This is a genomic window from Reyranella sp. CPCC 100927 (assembly GCF_007859315.1).
Taxonomy (GTDB): domain Bacteria; phylum Pseudomonadota; class Alphaproteobacteria; order Reyranellales; family Reyranellaceae; genus Vineibacter.
In genome coordinates this window covers 1-18,513 of record NZ_VOHA01000039.1, presented here as the reverse complement: position 1 = coordinate 18,513, position 18,513 = coordinate 1, and the positions used below count along the sequence as shown (strand labels likewise).

Genomic DNA, 18,513 nt, shown 5'->3' with positions numbered 1-18,513 from the left:
CTGGGATTGTCGTTGGTGGTGGTTGGGTTGGTCGTTGGAGAGGACGCTTCATGGCGAGCCTGTCGAACCATGAAGCGTTCGCACCGGCGGTCCGTGCGATGCCTTCATGGTTCGACAGGCTCACCATGAAGGCCATGAAGTGGTGCAACTCACCAAGCCTAGGCAGCTTTCTCCACGACGGCGGCGAGCGCGATGAACAGGTGTCCGCCCTCGCGGCAGACCGGGATGGTGCGGACGGCGCCCTCGTCGGCGCCCAGCGCCTGTCCGGTCTCCAGCGAGATCACCCAGTTATGCAGCGGGCAGGTCACGGACGTGCCGTGCACGATGCCCTGCGACAGCGGCCCGCGCTTGTGGGGGCAGTGGTCCTCGATGGCAAAGACCTGATCCTGCGCGGTGCGGAACACACCGATCCGGCCCTGGGGCGTCTCCACGCAGCGCGCGCCGCGCACGGGGATATCATCGATGGTACCGATGGCGATCCAGTTCATGCGCCTCACTCCGCCGCCTGGGCAAAGCCGACGCGCGCCATCGGATGGAACTCATGCTTGTGCTTGCCGGATGCGCGCTCCGACCAGGGATCGACCTGTGCGAATTTCTGCGAGAAGACGAAGCGGTCCCAGTAGGCGCGGCGCTTCTCACCATCCTGCATGATCTGGCGCCGGATCTCCTCGACGCCGACCCGTTTGGCCCACTTGTAGATGCGTTCCAGATAGCGGCCCTGCTCACGGTACATCTGGACCAGCGCGACGATGTGCTCGAGCGCCTCGTCCTCGGTCTTCACCAGGCCCAGCACTTCGGTACCTTTGATGTCCAGCCCGGCGGCGCCCGCGAAGTGGATCTCGTAGCCCGAGTCGACGCACACCACGCCGACATCCTTGCATGTCGCCTCGGCGCAATTACGCGGGCAGCCGGACACCGCCATCTTGACCTTGGCCGGCGTCCACGAACCCCACATGAACTTCTCGATGCGAATGCCCAGCCCGGTCGAATCCTGCGTGCCGAAGCGACACCAGTCCGTGCCGACACAGGTCTTCACGGTGCGCAGCCCCTTGGCGTAGGCGTGGCCCGAAACGAAGCCGGCCTTGCCGAGATCCGCCCACACGGCAGGCAGGTCCTCCTTGCGAACGCCCAGCATGTCGATGCGCTGGCCGCCGGTGACCTTGACCGTCGGGATGGCGAACTTGTCGACGACGTCGGCGATGGCGCGCAATTCCTGGGCGCTGGTGACGCCGCCCCACATGCGCGGCACCACGGAGAACGTGCCATCCTTCTGGATGTTGGCGTGGACGCGTTCGTTGACGAAGCGCGACTGGTAGTCGTCGGCGTATTCGTCGGGCCAGTCGCAGACCAGGTAGTAGTTCAATGCCGGCCGGCACTTGGCGCAGCCGCACGAGGTCTTCCACTCCAGTTCCTGCATGACGGCGGCGAGCGACTTCAGCGATCGGGCCTTGATCAGGCGACGCACGTCGTCGTGGCCGAGATCGGTGCAGGCGCACATCGGCTGGACGGCGGCGCGGTTGTAGGCATCGCCCAAGGTCAACGCCATCAGCTGCTCGACCAGGCCGGTGCACGAACCGCACGAGGCCGATGCCTTGGTATGGGCCCGCACGTCGTCGAGCGAGGTGAGTCCCTTGGCCGTGATGGCGCCGGTGATCCTGCCCTTGCAGACGCCGTTGCAGCCGCAGATCTCCGCATCGTCAGGCAGCGCCGCGACGGCCGCCGTGGGATCGGGCGCAGACGTTCCTTGGCGAGCCTGACCAAAGATCAGCGTATCGCGCATCTCCGAGATGTCGGCCGCCTTGCGCTTCAGATCGTTGAACCAGGCACCGTCGGCGACCTCGCCGAACAGCACCGTGCCGATGATGCGGTTGTCCTTGAGGATTACCCGTTTGTAGACGCCCGCCGACGCATCGCGCAGGACGATCTCCTCGCGGTCGTCGCCGTCGGCGAAATCGCCCAGCGAGTAGACATCGATGCCCGTCACCTTGAGCTTGGTCGGCGTGTCGCTGTGCACGAAGCGCGCCTCGTCATTGCCGGCGAGCTGCTCGGCGGCAACACGGGCCATCTCGTACAGCGGCGCAACAAGGCCGTAGACATGGCCGTTGACCTCGACGCACTCGCCGAGCGCCAGGATGTCGGGGTCGGAGGTGCGCATGCCGTGGTCGACGACGATGCCGCGGTTGGTCGCCAGGCCGGCGCCGCGCGCCACGGCGGCGTTGGGCCGGATGCCGGCCGCCATCACGACCAGGGTCGCGGGAATGACGGTGCCGTCGGCGAGCGCCACGCCTTCGACCCGATTGCTGCCGAGGATCGCCTTGGTGTTGGCCTTGGTGAGGACCTTGATACCGCGCGCCTCGACGGCCTTCTGCAGGAGATAGCCCGCGGCGGGGTCGAGTTGGCGCTCCATCAGGGTCGGCATGAGATGCACGACGGTGACGTCCATGCCCTGCGCCTGCAGTCCCGCGGCCGCCTCCAGCCCGAGCAGGCCACCGCCGATCACCACCGCCTTGGCGCGCGACTGCGCCGCCAGCAGCATGGCATTGACATCGTCGAGGTCGCGATACGTCAGCACGCCCGCCAGATCATGGCCCGGCACCGGCAGGATCAGCGGCGTCGATCCGGTAGCGATGACCAGCTTGTCGTACGGCGCCGTCTGGCCCTGCGCCGAGGTCACGGTCCGCGCGACGCGGTCGATGGCATCGATCCGGTGGCCCTTGTAGAGCGTGATGCCGTTGCGGATGTACCAGCCGTCGCCGTGGATGATGATCTGCTCGTAGTCCTTCTCGCCCGACAGCACGGGCGACAGCATGATGCGGTCGTAATTGACCCGCGGCTCGGCGTTGAAGATGGTCACGTCGAAGCGGCCCGGCGCCTGCTCCAGGAGATGTTCCAGCATGCGCCCGGGGGCCATGCCGTTGCCGATGATGACGAGCTTCTGGGTCATGTCCGCGGTGAGCCCCAAAATGAAAGCCGCACACCCCTGCATCCCTCCGCGAAAAGGAAGGAAACAGCCGGTTGGCAGCCTTGCCTGGGACGCCCGCCGTTGGACGCCGGCCGTCAGGACCTCATCGCCCGACAGCGTTTGCGGGACCGAGGCAGCACGAACCGTGCCAGACCGGTCCTCGTCAGAATGCCAGCAATCTCAGATATCGCGGGCCATCGCCGCGGCCTGCCACGGCAGCAGCATGGTCACTTATTGACCAGATTGCCTGACCACCCCAGCGCCTCGCGCCGGATGCGGCTACTCACGGGCGCCCTTCGCCTCGAGCAATGCCGTCATCTCGCGATAACCGCGCCGCCTGGCGTGCGCCAGCGGGGTGACGCCGTCGCGGTCGGCGAGGCTCACGTCGGCGCCGGCGTTGATCAGCAGAGTCAAGATCTCGACATGCACCGCACCACCGTCGGACAGGATGATGGTCTCCAACAGCGCGGTCCATCCCAGCCGGTTGACGTGGTCGACGTTGATTTTGGTGCGCAGCAGTTCGCGCACAATGGCGGGATGGCCGTGATGCGCCGCCGGGATCAGGCCCGTGCCGCCATAGCGGTTGGTGCTCTTGAGGTCGGCGCCAGCGGCCAGGGTCAAGCGCAGGATCTCGAGCCGGCCTTCGGCGGCGGCATAGAGATAGGGGGTGTCCTCGATGCCGTCCTTGGCATTCACGTCGGCGCCGGCCGCGATCAGCACGCGCGCGGCGTCGATGGCGTTGGCGTGCGTCGCTAGCAGAAGCGCGGTCCTGCCGGCGGAGTCCCGCGCATCGATGGCAGTACCGCCCGCCAGCAGCGCGGTGACCCGCGCCGCGTCGTTGGCCGCGGCTGCGCGGTGGAGGTCGCCCTGGTTGGCCATGGCGTCACCAGAACCGATCGCCGCCAGCAGCAGCAGGATGCTCCGGCGTCGCCATTGCATCATGCCCCCGGCCCTTCGGCGCGCATCTCGGCGAACACTTCCTTGGCGGTGATCATCGCCTCGCGCACCGAGGGCAAGCCGATATAGCCGGCAAGATGCAGCAGCGCCTCGCCCAGCTCGTCCTCGGTCCAGCCCTGCCGGCGCGCCATGCGCAGATGGATGGCCAGTTCCGGCCAGGCGCCCGTGGCAGCGTCGGAGATCACACAGATCAGCGCCCGCGTCTTGAAGTCCAGGCCCGGCCGCGACCACAGCATGCCGAACACCGCTTCGCGCGAATAGTCGCCGAACTTCTTCATCAGCGGATCGTCATAGACCGTGCCCGCCATCTTCTCGACCAGCTTGTCGCCCATGAGCTGGCGGCGGATCTCGCTGCCCTTTTTGTACAGATCGCTCTCGGCCATGCCCTGCTCCCTCGGTGGTGCCGGCACCCTAACGCATGACTGGCTTCCCGCAAGCGCGCGCATTTGTGGCATAGAGCCGCTTCGCCACGCGCGGCGCCCTTTGCTAAGGTCGGCGCAACGCTGTCCACGGAGCCTGCATGCTGCCCTCGCAACGCGCGTTGTTCGATATTCCGGCCGACGTCTGCTATCTCAACGCCGCGTCCTACAGCCCGCTGCCGCTGGCGGTCCAGGAAGCCGGCCGCACCGGCGTTGGCCGCAAGGGCCAGCCCTGGACGCTCGATGCCGGCCTTGCATCGCGACTGAACGAACGCACCCGCCGCGCCGCGGCGGCGCTGATCAACGCCGATCCCGAGGATGTCGCGCTGATCTCCTCGGTCGCCTATGGCGTCGCCACCGCCGGCAAGCTGGTGCAGGTCACGGCCGGCTATCGCGTGCTGGTGCTGCAGGACGATCATTCCTCGCCGGTCCTGGAATGGATGACGCGGGCCCAGGCCGAAGGCTTCACGGTCGAGACGGTGCGCCAGCCCTATGACGGTGACTGGACCGCTTCGGTGCTGGCGGCGATCGCGCGGCCCGGCGCGCCGCAGCTGGCATTGGCCTCGATCGCCTCGGTCCACTGGTCCGACGGCGGCGCGCTCGATCTCGATCGCATCGCGGCGGCCCTGCGCGCCAAGGGCGCCGGCCTGCTGGTCGACGCCACGCACGGCGTCGGCGTGATGAAGGTCGACGTGCAGGCGCTCGACCCCGACTTCCTGATCTTCCCGACCTACAAGTGGGTGCTGGGTCCCTACGGCCGCGCGTTCCTCTACGTCGCGCGCCGCCACCAGGGCGGCACGCCGCTGGAACAGACCGGCTTCGGCCGCCGCGCCATCTCGGCCGAAAGCGTGCCCTACATGAAGGACGCCTCGTACACCGCGGGCGCCCGGCGCTTCGACATGGGCGAGCGCGATCACTTCATCTCTATGGAGATGGCCGCCGTCGGCATGGAGATGATGGCGGGCTGGGGCCAGGCCGAGGTCGAGGCGCGGCTGTCGATGCTGACCCAGCGCCTGGCCGACGGCCTGGGCAACCTCAAGGACGTGCGCCTGCCCGACCCGCGCCTGCGGGCGCCGCACATCCTGAGCCTGAGCTTCCCGTCGGGCATGCCCGACGGCCTGATCGAGCGGCTGGCCGCCGAGAAGATCCACGTCGCGCCGCGGCTGGGCCGCATGCGCATCAGCCCGCACGTCTACAACGACGAGGACGATGTCGACCGCTTCGTGTCGACGTTCCGGCGGCTGGTCGCGTAATCCCTGTCATCCCTCGCTGCGCTCGGAGGATGTGATCTTTATCGCTTCGCGCTGTCATTCCGAGCGCAGCGAGGAATCTTCGGCAGTTTCTGGGCCGTTCACGGCCGGAAAAGATCCCTCGCTACGCTCGGGATGACAGCGTGGGCCCATAAAATCACAGGCTGTCGGGATGAGCGTGTGACCGTTACCCGGCGCCGGCGGTGGCGCTTTCGATGACGACGGCCTTGCGGGCCGCGGTGTCGAACTTCAGGCGCTGTACATAGTCGAGGTCGCGGCCGGTGACGCGCACGAAGCGTGAACCATCGGGGTAGTCGATCGAGTGGATGGCGCCGACGTCATAGACGCCGGCCTTGCCCGGCTCCAGCCGGTAGCTGCGCACGATCTCCAGATCGGCCGCGCCGGCCGCGGTGCCACCGTCGGTGCGGCGCCACTCGGTCATGTCGGTATGCTTGACCGCCTGACCGTACACCGCCCATGAGCTGCCGTGGTCGTGCGGCGGCGAGCGGTGCGGGCGCGGGTTGCAATGCGCCAGCACGACGAAGCCCATCTCGGTATCCTCGTAGAGCTTGCGCGTGCCGATCGGCGCCTGGGGACCGACGGCCGTATCGACGAAGGCCGCGTTGGCCAGCAGCCGTTCCAACAGCTGGCGCACTTTCTCGCGACCGGCAGGACCAGCGTTCTCCTTGAGGGCCGCGCGGCAATCGTCGATGAAGCCTTCGAGCGTATACGTCATGGTTTTCCTCGCATCGGAGTCCGGACCGATCCTGCGGACCCTAGCAGACGACGGCGCGCCGTCGACAGGTTTCCCGTCACGCGCATGCAGACTCTTCAGATGGCGCACGTGTGGAACGGAAGCACCTTGCATCGCCATGGTTGTCATCGGAGAGTGCCGGCGCCTGCGGGAGCAGGCCTAACGACAGGAAGGGGAACATGAGCGCAGAACTGTCCTTGCTGGCATGGTCGGTTGTCCTGACGCTGGCGCAGATGCTGGTCGCAGGCATGGGGTCCAACGTGCAGGTCGGGCTCACGGTCCTGGCCGGCAACCGCGAGGACATGCCGGCCATCACCGGCTGGGCCGGACGGGCCAAGCGCGCGCACGCCAACATGCTGGAGAACCTGGTGCTGTTCGCGGCTCTGGTGCTGGTGGCGCATGTCGCCGGCAAGAGCAACGCCATGACGGCACTGGGCGCCCAGCTTTTCTTCTGGGCCCGGTTGGCCTATGCCGTCATCTACGTCGCCGGCATCCCCTGGCTGCGCACGCTGGCGTGGTTCGTGTCGCTCGCCGGCCTGGTCCTGATCTTCCTGCAACTTCTCTGAGGTCCCGTGATCCGCATCACCGACCGCATCGCGCTCGACGAAGCGGAGATCGACGAAAGCTTCGTACGGGCCGCCGGGCCGGGTGGCCAGAACGTCAACAAGGTGTCGACGGCCGTGCAGCTGCGCTTCGACGTGCGCGGCTCGCCGTCCCTGTCCGACGCCGTGCGCGCGCGCCTGGAGCGGCTGGCCGGCAAGCGGCTGACCCGCGAGGGCGTGCTGGTGATCGTGGCACAGCGCCATCGTACGCAACAGCGCAACCGCGAAGACGCGCTCGAACGGCTGGTCGACCTGATCCGTGAGGCCGCGATACCGCCCACGCCGCGACGCCCCACGCGCCCGACCGCCGCCTCGCGCAAGCGCCGGCTGGACGACAAGGATCGGCGGTCGAAGACCAAGACCCTGCGCCGCGGCCCACGCGAGGGGGAGTAGCTTTTTACTACCTTCCCCCGCTTGCGGGGGAAGGTGCCCGTTTCGGTACTTCGACGCGTTGCGTCGAAGTACCTGAGGCGGATGGGGGATGCCTGAACGGACTCAGTGCATCGACAGCCAAATCGACTCTGTTGAACCATCCCCCATCCGGCGCTGCGCGCCACCTTCCCCCGCAAGCGGGGGAAGGTATTTCACTCCCGCATGGCGCGGGCGGCGCGGGCGGCGGGACGGTCCCAGCAGCGGCGCAGCCAGTCGCGCGCGTGCGGCTTGTCGTCGAGGTCCATCCACAGCGCACGGTACATCACCGACGCCGCATTGAGATCGGCGACCGTGAAGCGGTCCTCGGCCAGCCACAGTGTGTGGGCCAGCGCGCCCTCGAGCATTTCCAGCGGCCGCTCAAGCTCGAGTCTTGCCGCGCGTGCCCGCTTGGAGTCGCGCTCGGCTTCCGGCAGCACGGAACTGTGCAGCGCCCATTCGATGATGGTCTTGTCGATCTCGGTGACGGCCCAGAAGCTCCACTGCCAGGCGCGCGCCTCGCCCTGCGGCGTCGCGGGATAGAGCGCGCCGCCATAGGTCTTGGCCAGGTAGAGGTTGATCGCCATCGACTCCGACAGCACGAACCCGCCATCGTCGATCGCCGGCACACGGCCGGTGGGATTCACGGCGACATAGTCGGGTTTCAGGTTGGCGCCATCCTGGGTCGTGATCGGGATGTGCTCATACGGCATGCCGAGCTCGCCCATCATCCAGAGCGTACGCACCGTGCGCGTCCGTGCCGCGCCATAGACCTTGAGCGCCATCCGCCGCATTCCTCTTGTGGCTTGCCTGAATGTCCTAACACCTCAGGCGCCGGGCGTCTTCCGGCTCGGCGTGCGCTACGCGTTGCTGCTTGCCTGCGGCACGGCGATCGCGCCCTCGCCGGAGAGCCGCGCAATGTCGCCAGCCCCATACGCCAGCCAGGATGACAGGACCTCCGCCGTGTGCTGGCCGACATCCGGCATGGCGCTGCGGATCGTGAGCGGGGTATCGGACAGCCTGATGGTGACACCGGCGGTCGGGATCGGACCGATGGTGTCGTGCTCGACGGACGTGACTTGCCGGCGATGCCGCAGTTGGGGGTTGGCCACGACCTCGTCCAGGGTCGCGACCAGCGCACAGGGAATGTCGATCCGGTTGAGGGCCGACACGGCGTCGGCAGCCGACAGGGATGCGATCCAGCGCGCGACCTCGCCGTCGACGTCATCGACGTTTTCGAGGCGGGCAGCCGTCGTCGCAAAGCGCGCATCCCGCGCCAATGCCGGCCGTCCCATGGCCGCCGCCAGGCGCGCAAATGCCGGATCCGACGCCGTTACGAGATGGACCCAGCGCGCATCGGCGGTGCGATAACTGTTGGTGGGCGCCGAGAAACGATCGCGATTGCCGCGCCGCGTCGCCGGGCGTCCGAACAGGATCTGTTCCGGGATCGCCGTCATGAGCATGGAGGTCGCCACATCGAGCAGCGCGACATCGACCACCTGCCCGCGACCACTGACGTTCCGGGACTGCAACGCAGCCAGGATGCCGATCACGGCATTCATTGCGGTCGTGTAGTCGCACACGACCGTTCCCGCCATGTGCGGCGGTCCGTCGGCGGCGCCCGTCATCTCCATCAGGCCGCTCATCGCCTGCGCGACGACGTCGAAGCAGGGCTGCTGTGCCAGCGGGCCGTCCTGGCCGAAACCGGAGATGCGGGCGATCACCAGCCGCGGGTTGTCCGCGTGCAGGATATCAGGCGCGCAGCCCAGCCGCTCCAGCACGCCGGGGCGGAAATTCTCGACCAGCACATCGGCCTGGCCGGCCAGGGCGCGCAGCAGCCGCTGCCCGGCGGGCCGGGCCAGGTCGATCGCCACGCTGCGCTTGTTGCGGTTCTGCATCATGGCGTAGAGGCCGCGGCCCTCGATCGCCGGCCCGAAGCGGCGCAGGGGATCGCCGACATCCGGCCGCTCGACCTTGACCACGTCGGCACCCATGTCGCCCAGCATCATCGCGCAATAGGGGCCGGCGACGTAGTGCGACAGGTCGAGCACCTTCAGCCCAGCCAGCGGTCCCGTCATGCATCCATCCAGGTTGCGTGCGATCGCGTGGGCTAGGCCGCGTCGCGCCCGGCACGGATGAGGCGGCCGGGCAGCGCACCGGTGGCCTCGCCGTGCCGCCATGTCACGACGCCGGCGGCGATGGTGGCATCGTAGCCGGTCGCGTGCTGGAGCAGACGACGCCCCTGGGCGGGAAGATCGTGCGCCCAGCGCGGCGGTTCCAGCCGCAGCTTGTTGAAGTCGATCACGTTGACGTCGGCGCGCAAGCCCGCCGTGAGCCGGCCGCGGTCCACCAGCCCATAGGCGGCGGCGCCGCGGCTGGACTGCAAAGCGACGGCCTCCTCAAGGCCCAGAAGCGGCCCGCGCCGGCGGTCGCGCGCCCAGTGGCTGAGCAGGAAGCTCGGTGCGCTGGCATCGCAGATCAGGCCGCAATGCGCCCCGCCATCGGCAAGGCTGAGCAAGGTGTGCGGATGGCGCATCATGTCGTAGAGCGGCTGCAGGCTGCGGTCGGCGTAATTGATGAACGGAAAGTACAGCCAGTCGCGCCCGCCCTGCCCGGTCAGGATGTCGAGCACGATCTCTTCCGGCCGACGTCCGCTGGCGCGCGCGATCGCCTCGACGGAGCGCTCCGGCGGCGGCTCGTAGTCCGGCGGATCACCGAGTTGGAACATGTTGTGGAAATGCGCCATGCGGGTACGCCAGAACCGGTTCGTGCTGGTCGTCTCCTCGGCCAGCAACCGCGCCCGCAGCGCCGGTTGCCGCAGCGCCTCGATGCGCGCTTCCAGCGGCAGGTGGGCAATGGCGCGATAGGACGGATGCTCCGAGAACGGGTGATAGCGGCTTTCCAGATTGATCAGCATGCCCACCGGCCGGCAACCGACCAGCGCCGTGATGTCGGCACCGCCTTCCGCCGCCCGCCGGGTCATGGCCAGCAATTGCCGCCACTTGTCGGGCTGCTCCTCGAACTGCACCAGGATGTAGTGCACGGGCACGCCATGCTGCCGGGCGAGCTGTTCCATCCAGGCGAACTCGGCCTCGGGATCAACCAGGTCGGAGACCATCTGGAAGACGCCATGACCGGCTCGCGCCATGGCGTGGCCGATCGCCAGCAGTTCCGTCGAGTCGGCGAAGCTGCCGGCCACCGCGCTGCCGTCGGCGGCCAGATGCAGCTTGGTGCGCGAGGTCGAGAAGCCGATGGCGCCGGCGCGCAGCGCCTGCTCGACGATCCTCGCCATCGCTTCGACGTGGTCGGCATTGGCAGCCGCGCGTGTCGCGCCGCGATCGCCCATGACATAGTCGCGGACCGCGCTGTGCGGCACCTGGGCGGCGATATCCATCACGCGCGGCATGGCCTCGAGGACATCGAGATACTGAGGAAAGCTCTCCCAGCCCCAGCGCATGCCCTCGTGCAGCGCCGTGCCGGGGATGTCCTCCACCCCCTCCATGACGTTGATGAGATGGTCGTGGCTGTCGGGGCGGGCCGGCGCGAAGCCGACACCGCAATTGCCCATGACCGTGGTCGTCACGCCATGGAAGCCGGACGGGCTGACATAAGGATCCCACGTCACCTGGCCGTCATAGTGTGAATGGATATCGACCCAGCCCGGCGTCACGATGCGGTCGCGGGCATCGATTTCCTCGCGGCCGGCACCGACGGACCCGCCGACGGCCACGAGCTTGCCGTTCTCGATCGCAACGTCGCCTTCGAACGCCGGCGCACCGGTGCCGTCGACGACCAGACCGCCCCGTATCACGATGTCATGCATGGCTTCCTCCGCTTCGTTCGATCGGACGGGATGCGTGCGCTACTGCGCCGAGATGATGGAGCCGAAAAGCTTCCAGCTCGTGCCGTCGAAGCGGGCCAGCTGCAGCGTCCGGAACGGGTTGAAATCCTTCGGCGTGGTGGTGACCGTCACGCCCGGCAGCAGCATCGGCATCTGCAGGTTGCTGAGGTTCGTCGCCTGCTTCATCAGGTTCTCGCGCGTCAGCTCGTTGCCGCAGCGGCGCAACAGGTCGAGCAGCAACTGATTGGCGGTGTAGCCGAAGATGTTGCTGGTATCGGCCGGCTGCCCGTCGGGGTAGTACGCCTTCATGAAGTCGAGATAGGCCTTCATGCCGGCGTCATTGTCCCAGGTCGGGTCGCCCGGCGTCTTGTAGGACATGGCGGTGATCAGGCCGATGGCCTTGTCCGGCCCGACCGGCTGCAGGACGGCGCCGATCGAGCTCGACACGCTGGCCAGGAGGTGCACCGGCTTCCAGCCGAGGTCGTGTACCTTGCGGATCGCCTGGGCCGCGAATTTCGGCGTCGCGACGTTGAAGAACACGGTGGCGCCCGATGCCTTCAGGCTGATGACCTGCGAATCGACCGTGGGGTCGGTGACCTCGTAGGTCGCCTCGGCGACGATCAACGTCTTCGCCTTGTCGCCCAGCCCGGCCTTGAAGCCGCGGACATAGTCTTTCCCCATGTCGTCGTTCTGGTACAGGATTGCGACCTTGGCGTCGGGCTGGGTCTGCAGCAGGTGTCGCGCGTAGACCTGCGCCTCCATCTCGTAGGACGGGTAGAACGACGTGGTCCACGGGAAGTGGACCGGGTCATTCCATTTCGACGCCCCGGTCGAGATCAGCAGCTGCGGCACCTTCTTGAGGTTCATGTATTTGTGCACAGCGGTGTTGGTCGGCGTGCCGACCGAGTTCACCACCGCCAGGACCTGATCGTTCTCGACCAGACGGCGCGTCTGCTCGACCGTCTTGGGCGGGCTGTAGGCATCGTCGAGCACGATCATCGCAACCTTGCGGCCGTTAACCCCGCCCTTTTCGTTGGCCATCTTCCAGAAGGCCGTGGCAATGCGCCCCTGGGTGCCGTAGGCCGATGCCGGTCCGCTGAGCGGCTGCGTCTGGCCGACCCGGATCTCGCTATCGCTGACACCAGGCCCGTACTTCGGCTGCGCCGACGCCGGCGCCAAGAATGCCGCGGCCAGCAGACAGGCTGCCGCGCCAACCAGGCTTCGCATGACTTTCCCTCCCACAAACGCGCTGGGTCCAACTGCCGGGATCCCTTGATCCGAGGGTAGGGTTGTCGCGAGAATCGATATATGCGATTTCGAGAAAAATACTTTGTCGAAAATGCGAAAAACGGCCCGCATGTCATCCCGATGGTCGCCCTCCTGAAGGACACCCATGGACCAGTTCAGAGCAATCCTGGCTTATGTGAAGCTGGTCGAGCGCGGCAGCTTCACGGCCGCGGCGGAGCACCTGGATGTCTCGATATCGTCGGTGACCAAGAGCATCGCTCAACTCGAGAAGTCGCTTCACATCCGCCTGGTCAACCGCACGACGCGTCGCATCGCGCTGACGGACGAGGGCCGCGAGTATTACGAGCGTTGCCGGCGGATCCTGGAGGACATGGAGAGCGCCGATCTGGCCATGCGCCAGGTCAGCACGACACCGCGCGGCCGACTGCATGTGCTGATGCCGGTGGCCATCGGCCGGCTCCATATCGTGCCGGCGCTGCCGCGCTTCACGGCGATGTACCCTGACATCAGCCTGCACCTGACCCTGAGCGATCAGCACATGGACCTGATCGCCCACGGCATCGACGTGGCGATCTGGGTCGGCGAAATCCCGGACTCCAGCATGATCGCCAAGCTGCTGCTGCGCACGTATCGGCTGACCTGCGCCACGCCGGACTATCTCAGGATCCACGGGCGGCCGGCGACACCGGACGATCTCGTGCGGCACAACTGCCTGGCCACCACGAGTTGGCGGCGCGGGCGCGACTGGCTGTTCCGAACGCCGGAAGGCGATCGTACCGTTCCCATTCGGGGCAATCTGCTGCTGGATAACGGCGATGCCTATCGGGAAGCGGCGCTGGCCGGCCTCGGCATCGCACAGGCAGCGTCCTACTTGTTCGGCCAGGACGTCGCGGCGGGGCGGCTGGAACCGGTGCTCGGTGCGTACAATGCGCCCGGACAGGATTTCTGGGTCGTGTATCCCAGCAGCCGGCATGCGGCACCCAAAGTCACCGCGTTCCTCAGGTTCGTCAGCGAGACGTTCAAGAGCCTGCCCGCCATCGTCACATCACCGCCCATGCCGCGGCAGCAAGCCCGGACTGGCGGCCGCCGCCATCCCGCGGCACCGGCGGTGAAGCCGACGCGGGTCAGGCGTCGCAGCGGCTGAGGTTGATGGCGCCGCTCGCCGGCGGCTGCAGGCCGTGCTCGACCAGGGCGGCCAGCCGGCGCAGCAGCTGCGCCGCTTGTCCGGCACCAACCTCATCGATCAGGGTTTCGGCGGTGATATTGAGCAGCGCGTTGCCGGCCAGGTCGCGGTGCGCGGCCGGCAGAGCCTCCACCGCATCGGCGATGCGACGCATGGCATGACGCAGATCGGGCAAACGGTCGGGATCGGGCATCGGCATCTCACTGCACCAGGCGCAGGCCGTGGTTGGCGGCGTGCACCGACGCCGCGCGTGCCGCGCCCGGCACGGCTGTCATCGGCAACAGCATATCCGCCGCCGTCATCGCCGCGCCCAGCGCCAGCGCCGCCGAGGACGCCACACGCACCGCGGCCGGCGCCAGGAATTCATCGAACGCCGCCGTCAGCAGGTCATCGCGATCGCGCTGGCCGGCGGCGACGAGGTTGAGGAACATGCTTTCGTCGTCGCTGACAAAGCGGCAGCGCAGACAGCGGACGTCCAGTTGCCGCTGCGTACCGGCGACCACCGCCCGCATCATGGCGTCGAACGGCGCCATGCCATCGGGTACGTAGGCAACCTCAAAGCCGTCGCGCAGCGCGAGGCTGTCGGGCGCGCCGGCGCGCCAGCCTTCGACCCATTGCCGCAGGCACCAGACCAGGAAACGCTCGGCCACCGCCAGCGTCTGCACGCTGCGCTGTTGCGGCGGACAGCCATGGCTCGGCGCCGCATCGGCTGCCGGCCCGCTCGGCCACTGGTTCGGCATGGTCCCTCCCTACCGGGTTGTGACCATGACCCATAAAGACTTTGCGAATGACTCGCAATTGCAATTATTTGCAGCCTCACGGCTTGAAGAAGCTGGGCAGCCACAGCGACAGCGCCGGCACGTAGGTCACCAGCAGCAGCACGGCCGTCATCACGACATAGAAGGGCCAGATGTGGCGCGTGATCTGCTCCATGGTGACACGGCCGATGGCGCAGCCCACCACCATGGTGGGCCCGACCGGCGGCGTCACCAGGCCGATGCCGAGGTTCAGCAGCATGATCATGCCGAAATGTACCGGGTCGATGCCGAACTTCATGATCACCGGCAACAGGATCGGCGTGCAGATCAGCAGCATCGGCGCCAGATCCATGAAGGTGCCGAGCAGCAGCAGCAGGATGTTGATCAGGATCAGGAAGACATACTTGTTGTCGGAGATCGACAGGAAGAACTCGGTGGCCTTGGCCGGCAGCTGGATCAGCGCCATGGCGTAGGCGAACGCCACCGAGAAGCCGATCATGATCATCACCATGCCCACGGTGCGCGCAACACGAGCCACCAGCTTGGGCAGGTCGCGCCACTTGCATTCACGGTAGACGAACATGGTGATGAAGAAGGCGTAGAGACAGGCCACCGAGCCCGCCTCGGTGGCGGTGAAGATGCCCGACAGAATACCGCCGATGATGATGACGATGGTGAAGAAGCCCCATAGCGAGTCGAGCGCGATGCGCAGCGCCTGGCGCGGACTCACCAGTTCACCTTTGGGGTAGTTGTTGCGGTGCGACAGCAGCAGGCAGAGCGCCATGATGGCGACGCCCAGCAGCACGCCGGGGAAGATGCCGGCCAGGAACAGATGCGCGATCGACACCGTGCCGCCGGCGGCGATGGAGTAGATCACCGAGTTGTGCGAAGGCGGCAGCAGGATCGCCTGCAGCGAGCTGCAGATCGTGACGTTGACGGCGAAAATGCGCGGATAGCCGTTGCGGATCATCTGCGGAATCATCACCGAGCCGATCGAGGCGGTGTCGGCCACCGACGACCCCGAGATGCAGCCGAAGAAGGTCGAGGCCAGCACCGTCACCAGAGTCAGGCCACCGCGGATGAAGCCGACAAAGACCTGCGCCAGGTTGATCAACCGCCGCGCCGCGCCGCCCTCGGCCATCAGCGCGCCGGTCAGCACGAAGAACGGGATCGCGAGCAGCGAGAAGCCGCTGAAGCCGGATGACAGGCGGATCATCGCCGCCTCCAGCGGCACGCCGATCCACATCAGGGTGACGATCGCCGACAGCCCCAGTGCATAGGCCACCGGCACGCCGATGGCGCAGATGATGGCAAAGGAGCCGATGAGAACCAGGGCGTCCATGCGTCGCTCCGATCATTCCGTGGTGGTGGCGACGCTGCCTTCGGGGGGCGCTTCGAACAGCTTGCCGGTCCAGAAGCGCTCGATGATGAACAGCACCATGATGGCGCCGCCGATCGGGATCGGCAGATAGGTGATGCCGGTCGATAGGGCCGGAAACTCGGCAATGGTCTGCTGCCACGTAGTCTCGACCAGCATGAAGCCCCAGATCACCATGAACAGGCCGGTGGCGAGCATGCCGATCTCGGCCAGCCAGCCCATCGCGCGGCGCGGCCCCGGCGACAGCGCATTGGGCAACGCCATCACCGCGATATGGAGGTTGTCGCGGTAGCACACCGCCGCGGCGGCCATCGAGAAGACGATCATCAGCAGGATCGCCATCGGCTCGGGCCAGCTCGAATCATGGCCCAGCACGCTGTTCATGAATCCCAGCAACGGCGCCAGGAACTTGGGCCACTTCGCCGGGTCCGCCAGCACGTAGCGCACGAAGACGCCCCACGGGACGATCAGAGTCACGACGACCAAACAGATGCCGGAGATCCACAGGCAAATGCGCTGCAGTTCGTCCATGGCGCGGATGTAGGCAGCCTTCATCGCGTTGTTCTCAGCAGTGATGGCCCTTCCCCCTCTTGGGGGAAGGATGGAGCGCGCGGCCGGATGACAGCAGAGGCGGCCCTCAGGTGATCGCGTTGATGCGCTTGATCAGCTCGGCGTATTTGGCACCGTACTTGTCCCACACCGGCTTCACCGAGTCCTGGAAGGCCTTCTTGTCGATATCGGTCACCAGCGTAATGCCGGCTTCCTTCATCTTGCCCAGGGCTTCCTTCACCTTTTCATCCCACAGCTTGCGCTCCTCGAACTGCGCTTCGGTGGCGAACTTCTGCACCAGGGCCTGGTCGTCCTTGGAGAGCTGTTCCCAGGACCGGCGCGAGAACACCAGGATCTCCGGGATGATGAGGTGCTCGGTCATCGAGAAGAACTTCGCGACCTGGTAGTGGTTCTGCACCATGAAGGTCGGCGGGTTGTTCTCGGCACCGTCCACGACCTTGGTCTGCATCGCGTTGTAGAGTTGGTCGAAGCCCATCGAGATGCCGTTGCCGCCCATGGCGTTCATGGTGTCGACGAAGATCGGGTTGCCCATCATGCGGATCTTCAGCCCCTTGAGGTCCTCGGGCTTCTGGATCGCCTTGTGGGTGTAGATGTTGCGCGAGCCGGCGTCCATCCAGCACAGCGCGATCAGGTTGGTGCGGGCATTGGTGCTGACCTTGGCCAGCAGTTCCTTGCCGATCTCACCGTCGATCACCTTGCGCATATGCGCTTCACTGCGGAACACGAACGGCAGGTTGAAGACGTTGAGGTCGTCGACGATGGTGCCGACCGGGCCGACGCTGATGCGGGCGAACTGCAGGGCGCCGACCTGCGCCTGCTCGATCATCTCCTTCTCGCCGCCCAACTGCATGGCGGGATACATCTGAACGCTCAGCCGGCCGTTGGTAGCGGCCTCCAGCTTCTTGCCGATCTGCTGCACGGCCTCGACCGTGGGATAACCCAGCGGGTGCACGTCGGCCGCCTTCATCACCATCTTGGACTGCGCCGCGGCCGTGCCGACAGCGCCGGCCATGCCCAGACCAGCCGCCGCTGCGCCGGCGCCGACCTTCAGGATCTCGCGTCGATTGATCATCGTCTCCTCCCGACGACACGCCCGTGGCGCCCCGTCCCGCCTGGCCGGTCGTTCGCCGGCTTGAATGGTCGCGCCCGTCGATTGACCCGGGGCGATGACCGCTTTAGAAGTCAGGTCATACGATGACCATACCGCAGGTGTGCGCGGCCGTGTCAAGTGCCCAAGCCCAGAGTCCCGCTTTCCGTCCCTTGACGCCGCCGCGCAACCTGACGCGGACGCTGATCGAGCGCCTGTCGGCCGAGATCCTCGACGGCAGCCTGGCACCCGGCGCCAAGCTGCCGACCGAGCCGGAGATGATGGCGGCGCTGGGCGTGAGCCGCACGGTCGTGCGCGAGGCGGTGGCGGCGCTGCGGGCCGAGGGCCTGGTGGTGACGCGCCAGGGCGTCGGTGCGTTTGTCGCCAGCGACATCCAGCGCCGGCCGTTCCGCATCGATCCCGACGGCCTGCGCGCGATCAGCGACGTGCTCAACGTGATGGAACTGCGCTGCGGCGTCGAGGTCGAGGCGGCGGGACTGGCCGCCGAGCGCGCGACACCGGAGGACGTGCGCCGCATCGCTGCGGCGCTCAAGGCCATCGACCGTGCCATCGAACATGACGAGGGGGCGGTCGACGAGGATTTCGCCTTCCATCGCGCCATTGCCGATGCCACCGGCAACCCGCAGTTCGTGCGCTTCCACGAATTCCTGGGGCGCTTCATCATCCCGCGCCAGAGCGTGCGCGCCGCGCGCGGCCGCATGGCCAGCCGCCGCGCCTATCTCGAGATGATCCAGGGCGAGCACCACGCCATCTTCGAGGCCATCCGCGACCATCAGCCGCCTGCCGCCCGCCGCGCCATGCGCCGCCACCTCGAGAACAGCCGCAAGCGCTACGGCAAGCTGGCGGCGGAGGGCGCCGGCGACTGATCATCGGCAGATCGCAGCCTTGCATATCTGTGCGGTGGGCATGCCATAGCGGCGTTCCAACCGGCGCCTCAGGTGCGCTAGCATTGCCTTCGTTTGCCGCTGAACGAAGGATCACCGATGAAGACGCGCGCCGCGCTCGCTGTTGCCGCCAAGAAGCCGCTCCAGATCGAGATGGTCGATCTCGAGGGGCCCAAGCAGGGCGAGGTGCT

At 67.0% G+C, this 18,513-nt stretch carries 19 protein-coding genes; 5 read left to right on the top strand and 14 right to left on the bottom strand.

The window, feature by feature from the left end:
* Positions 1-158: 158 nt before the first annotated feature.
* The 4 genes from nirD to FQU96_RS40710 form a co-directional block, all read right to left on the bottom strand.
* On the bottom strand, positions 159-488 hold the full coding sequence (gene nirD / locus FQU96_RS40725) for a nitrite reductase small subunit NirD (protein WP_146547177.1): 330 nt from the start codon (positions 486-488) through the stop codon (positions 159-161).
* Between the two features lie 5 nt (positions 489-493).
* A complete protein-coding gene (gene nirB, locus FQU96_RS40720; protein WP_146547176.1) occupies positions 494-2,944 on the bottom strand; it encodes a nitrite reductase large subunit NirB in 2,451 nt (816 codons plus the stop codon).
* A gap of 297 nt (positions 2,945-3,241) precedes the next feature.
* Positions 3,242-3,841, bottom strand: a complete 600-nt coding sequence (locus tag FQU96_RS40715; RefSeq protein WP_218575074.1) for an ankyrin repeat domain-containing protein — start codon at positions 3,839-3,841, stop codon at positions 3,242-3,244.
* A gap of 59 nt (positions 3,842-3,900) precedes the next feature.
* Positions 3,901-4,302 carry a carboxymuconolactone decarboxylase family protein gene (locus tag FQU96_RS40710; protein ID WP_178131149.1) on the bottom strand — a complete coding sequence of 134 codons (402 nt, stop codon included), beginning with the start codon at positions 4,300-4,302 and terminating at the stop codon, positions 3,901-3,903.
* A 137-nt stretch (positions 4,303-4,439) separates the two neighbouring features.
* Here FQU96_RS40710 and FQU96_RS40705 point away from each other — a divergent pair, with 137 nt between their 5' ends.
* Positions 4,440-5,591 (top strand): aminotransferase class V-fold PLP-dependent enzyme, encoded by a 1,152-nt coding sequence (locus FQU96_RS40705; protein WP_146547173.1) that lies wholly within the window; start codon positions 4,440-4,442, stop codon positions 5,589-5,591.
* A 184-nt stretch (positions 5,592-5,775) separates the two neighbouring features.
* On the opposite strand, the gene FQU96_RS40700 is transcribed toward FQU96_RS40705, so the two are convergent.
* Positions 5,776-6,324 carry a hypothetical protein gene (locus tag FQU96_RS40700; protein WP_146547172.1) on the bottom strand — a complete coding sequence of 183 codons (549 nt, stop codon included), beginning with the start codon at positions 6,322-6,324 and terminating at the stop codon, positions 5,776-5,778.
* A gap of 197 nt (positions 6,325-6,521) precedes the next feature.
* Here FQU96_RS40700 and FQU96_RS40695 point away from each other — a divergent pair, with 197 nt between their 5' ends.
* Together FQU96_RS40695 and arfB are read left to right on the top strand one after the other, a co-directional pair.
* Entirely contained in the window at positions 6,522-6,908 is a 387-nt protein-coding gene (locus FQU96_RS40695) for an MAPEG family protein (protein WP_146547171.1), read from the top strand.
* A gap of 6 nt (positions 6,909-6,914) precedes the next feature.
* On the top strand, positions 6,915-7,337 hold the full coding sequence (gene arfB, locus FQU96_RS40690) for an alternative ribosome rescue aminoacyl-tRNA hydrolase ArfB (protein ID WP_146547170.1): 423 nt from the start codon (positions 6,915-6,917) through the stop codon (positions 7,335-7,337).
* Between the two features lie 191 nt (positions 7,338-7,528).
* Here arfB and FQU96_RS40685 read toward each other — a convergent pair whose 3' ends face one another.
* From FQU96_RS40685 to FQU96_RS40670, 4 genes are all read right to left on the bottom strand, one after another.
* Positions 7,529-8,137: a glutathione S-transferase family protein gene (locus FQU96_RS40685; protein WP_178131147.1), complete on the bottom strand. Its 609-nt coding sequence runs from the start codon at positions 8,135-8,137 to the stop codon at positions 7,529-7,531.
* Positions 8,138-8,212: 75 nt separating this feature from the next.
* Positions 8,213-9,430 (bottom strand): CaiB/BaiF CoA-transferase family protein, encoded by a 1,218-nt coding sequence (locus tag FQU96_RS40680; protein WP_178131145.1) that lies wholly within the window; start codon positions 9,428-9,430, stop codon positions 8,213-8,215.
* 32 nt (positions 9,431-9,462) lie between these two features.
* Positions 9,463-11,175, bottom strand: coding sequence for an amidohydrolase family protein (locus FQU96_RS40675; RefSeq protein ID WP_146547167.1), 1,713 nt, complete (start codon positions 11,173-11,175; stop codon positions 9,463-9,465).
* A gap of 39 nt (positions 11,176-11,214) precedes the next feature.
* On the bottom strand, positions 11,215-12,420 hold the full coding sequence (locus tag FQU96_RS40670) for an ABC transporter substrate-binding protein (RefSeq protein ID WP_146547166.1): 1,206 nt from the start codon (positions 12,418-12,420) through the stop codon (positions 11,215-11,217).
* 166 nt (positions 12,421-12,586) lie between these two features.
* On the opposite strand from FQU96_RS40670, the gene FQU96_RS40665 reads away from it, so the two are divergent.
* Complete coding sequence (locus FQU96_RS40665) at positions 12,587-13,585, top strand: LysR family transcriptional regulator (RefSeq protein ID WP_146547165.1); 999 nt, start codon at positions 12,587-12,589, stop codon at positions 13,583-13,585.
* Here the strand turns inward: FQU96_RS40665 and FQU96_RS40660 are convergent.
* The 5 genes from FQU96_RS40660 to FQU96_RS40640 form a co-directional block, all read right to left on the bottom strand.
* Positions 13,566-13,817 carry a hypothetical protein gene (locus tag FQU96_RS40660; RefSeq protein WP_146547164.1) on the bottom strand — a complete coding sequence of 84 codons (252 nt, stop codon included), beginning with the start codon at positions 13,815-13,817 and terminating at the stop codon, positions 13,566-13,568. The two genes, FQU96_RS40665 and FQU96_RS40660, sit on opposite strands and share 20 nt — an antisense overlap.
* Before the next feature lie 7 nt (positions 13,818-13,824).
* Positions 13,825-14,364, bottom strand: a complete 540-nt coding sequence (locus FQU96_RS40655) for a hypothetical protein (RefSeq protein WP_146547163.1) — start codon at positions 14,362-14,364, stop codon at positions 13,825-13,827.
* A 76-nt stretch (positions 14,365-14,440) separates the two neighbouring features.
* A complete protein-coding gene (locus tag FQU96_RS40650) occupies positions 14,441-15,724 on the bottom strand; it encodes a TRAP transporter large permease (protein WP_146547162.1) in 1,284 nt (427 codons plus the stop codon).
* A gap of 12 nt (positions 15,725-15,736) precedes the next feature.
* Positions 15,737-16,315 (bottom strand): TRAP transporter small permease, encoded by a 579-nt coding sequence (locus tag FQU96_RS40645; RefSeq protein WP_146547161.1) that lies wholly within the window; start codon positions 16,313-16,315, stop codon positions 15,737-15,739.
* Between the two features lie 82 nt (positions 16,316-16,397).
* Positions 16,398-17,402: a TRAP transporter substrate-binding protein gene (locus FQU96_RS40640; RefSeq protein WP_146547160.1), complete on the bottom strand. Its 1,005-nt coding sequence runs from the start codon at positions 17,400-17,402 to the stop codon at positions 16,398-16,400.
* A 149-nt stretch (positions 17,403-17,551) separates the two neighbouring features.
* Here FQU96_RS40640 and FQU96_RS40635 point away from each other — a divergent pair, with 149 nt between their 5' ends.
* Entirely contained in the window at positions 17,552-18,304 is a 753-nt protein-coding gene (locus tag FQU96_RS40635; RefSeq protein WP_255468863.1) for a FadR/GntR family transcriptional regulator, read from the top strand.
* Positions 18,305-18,513 lie beyond the last annotated feature (209 nt).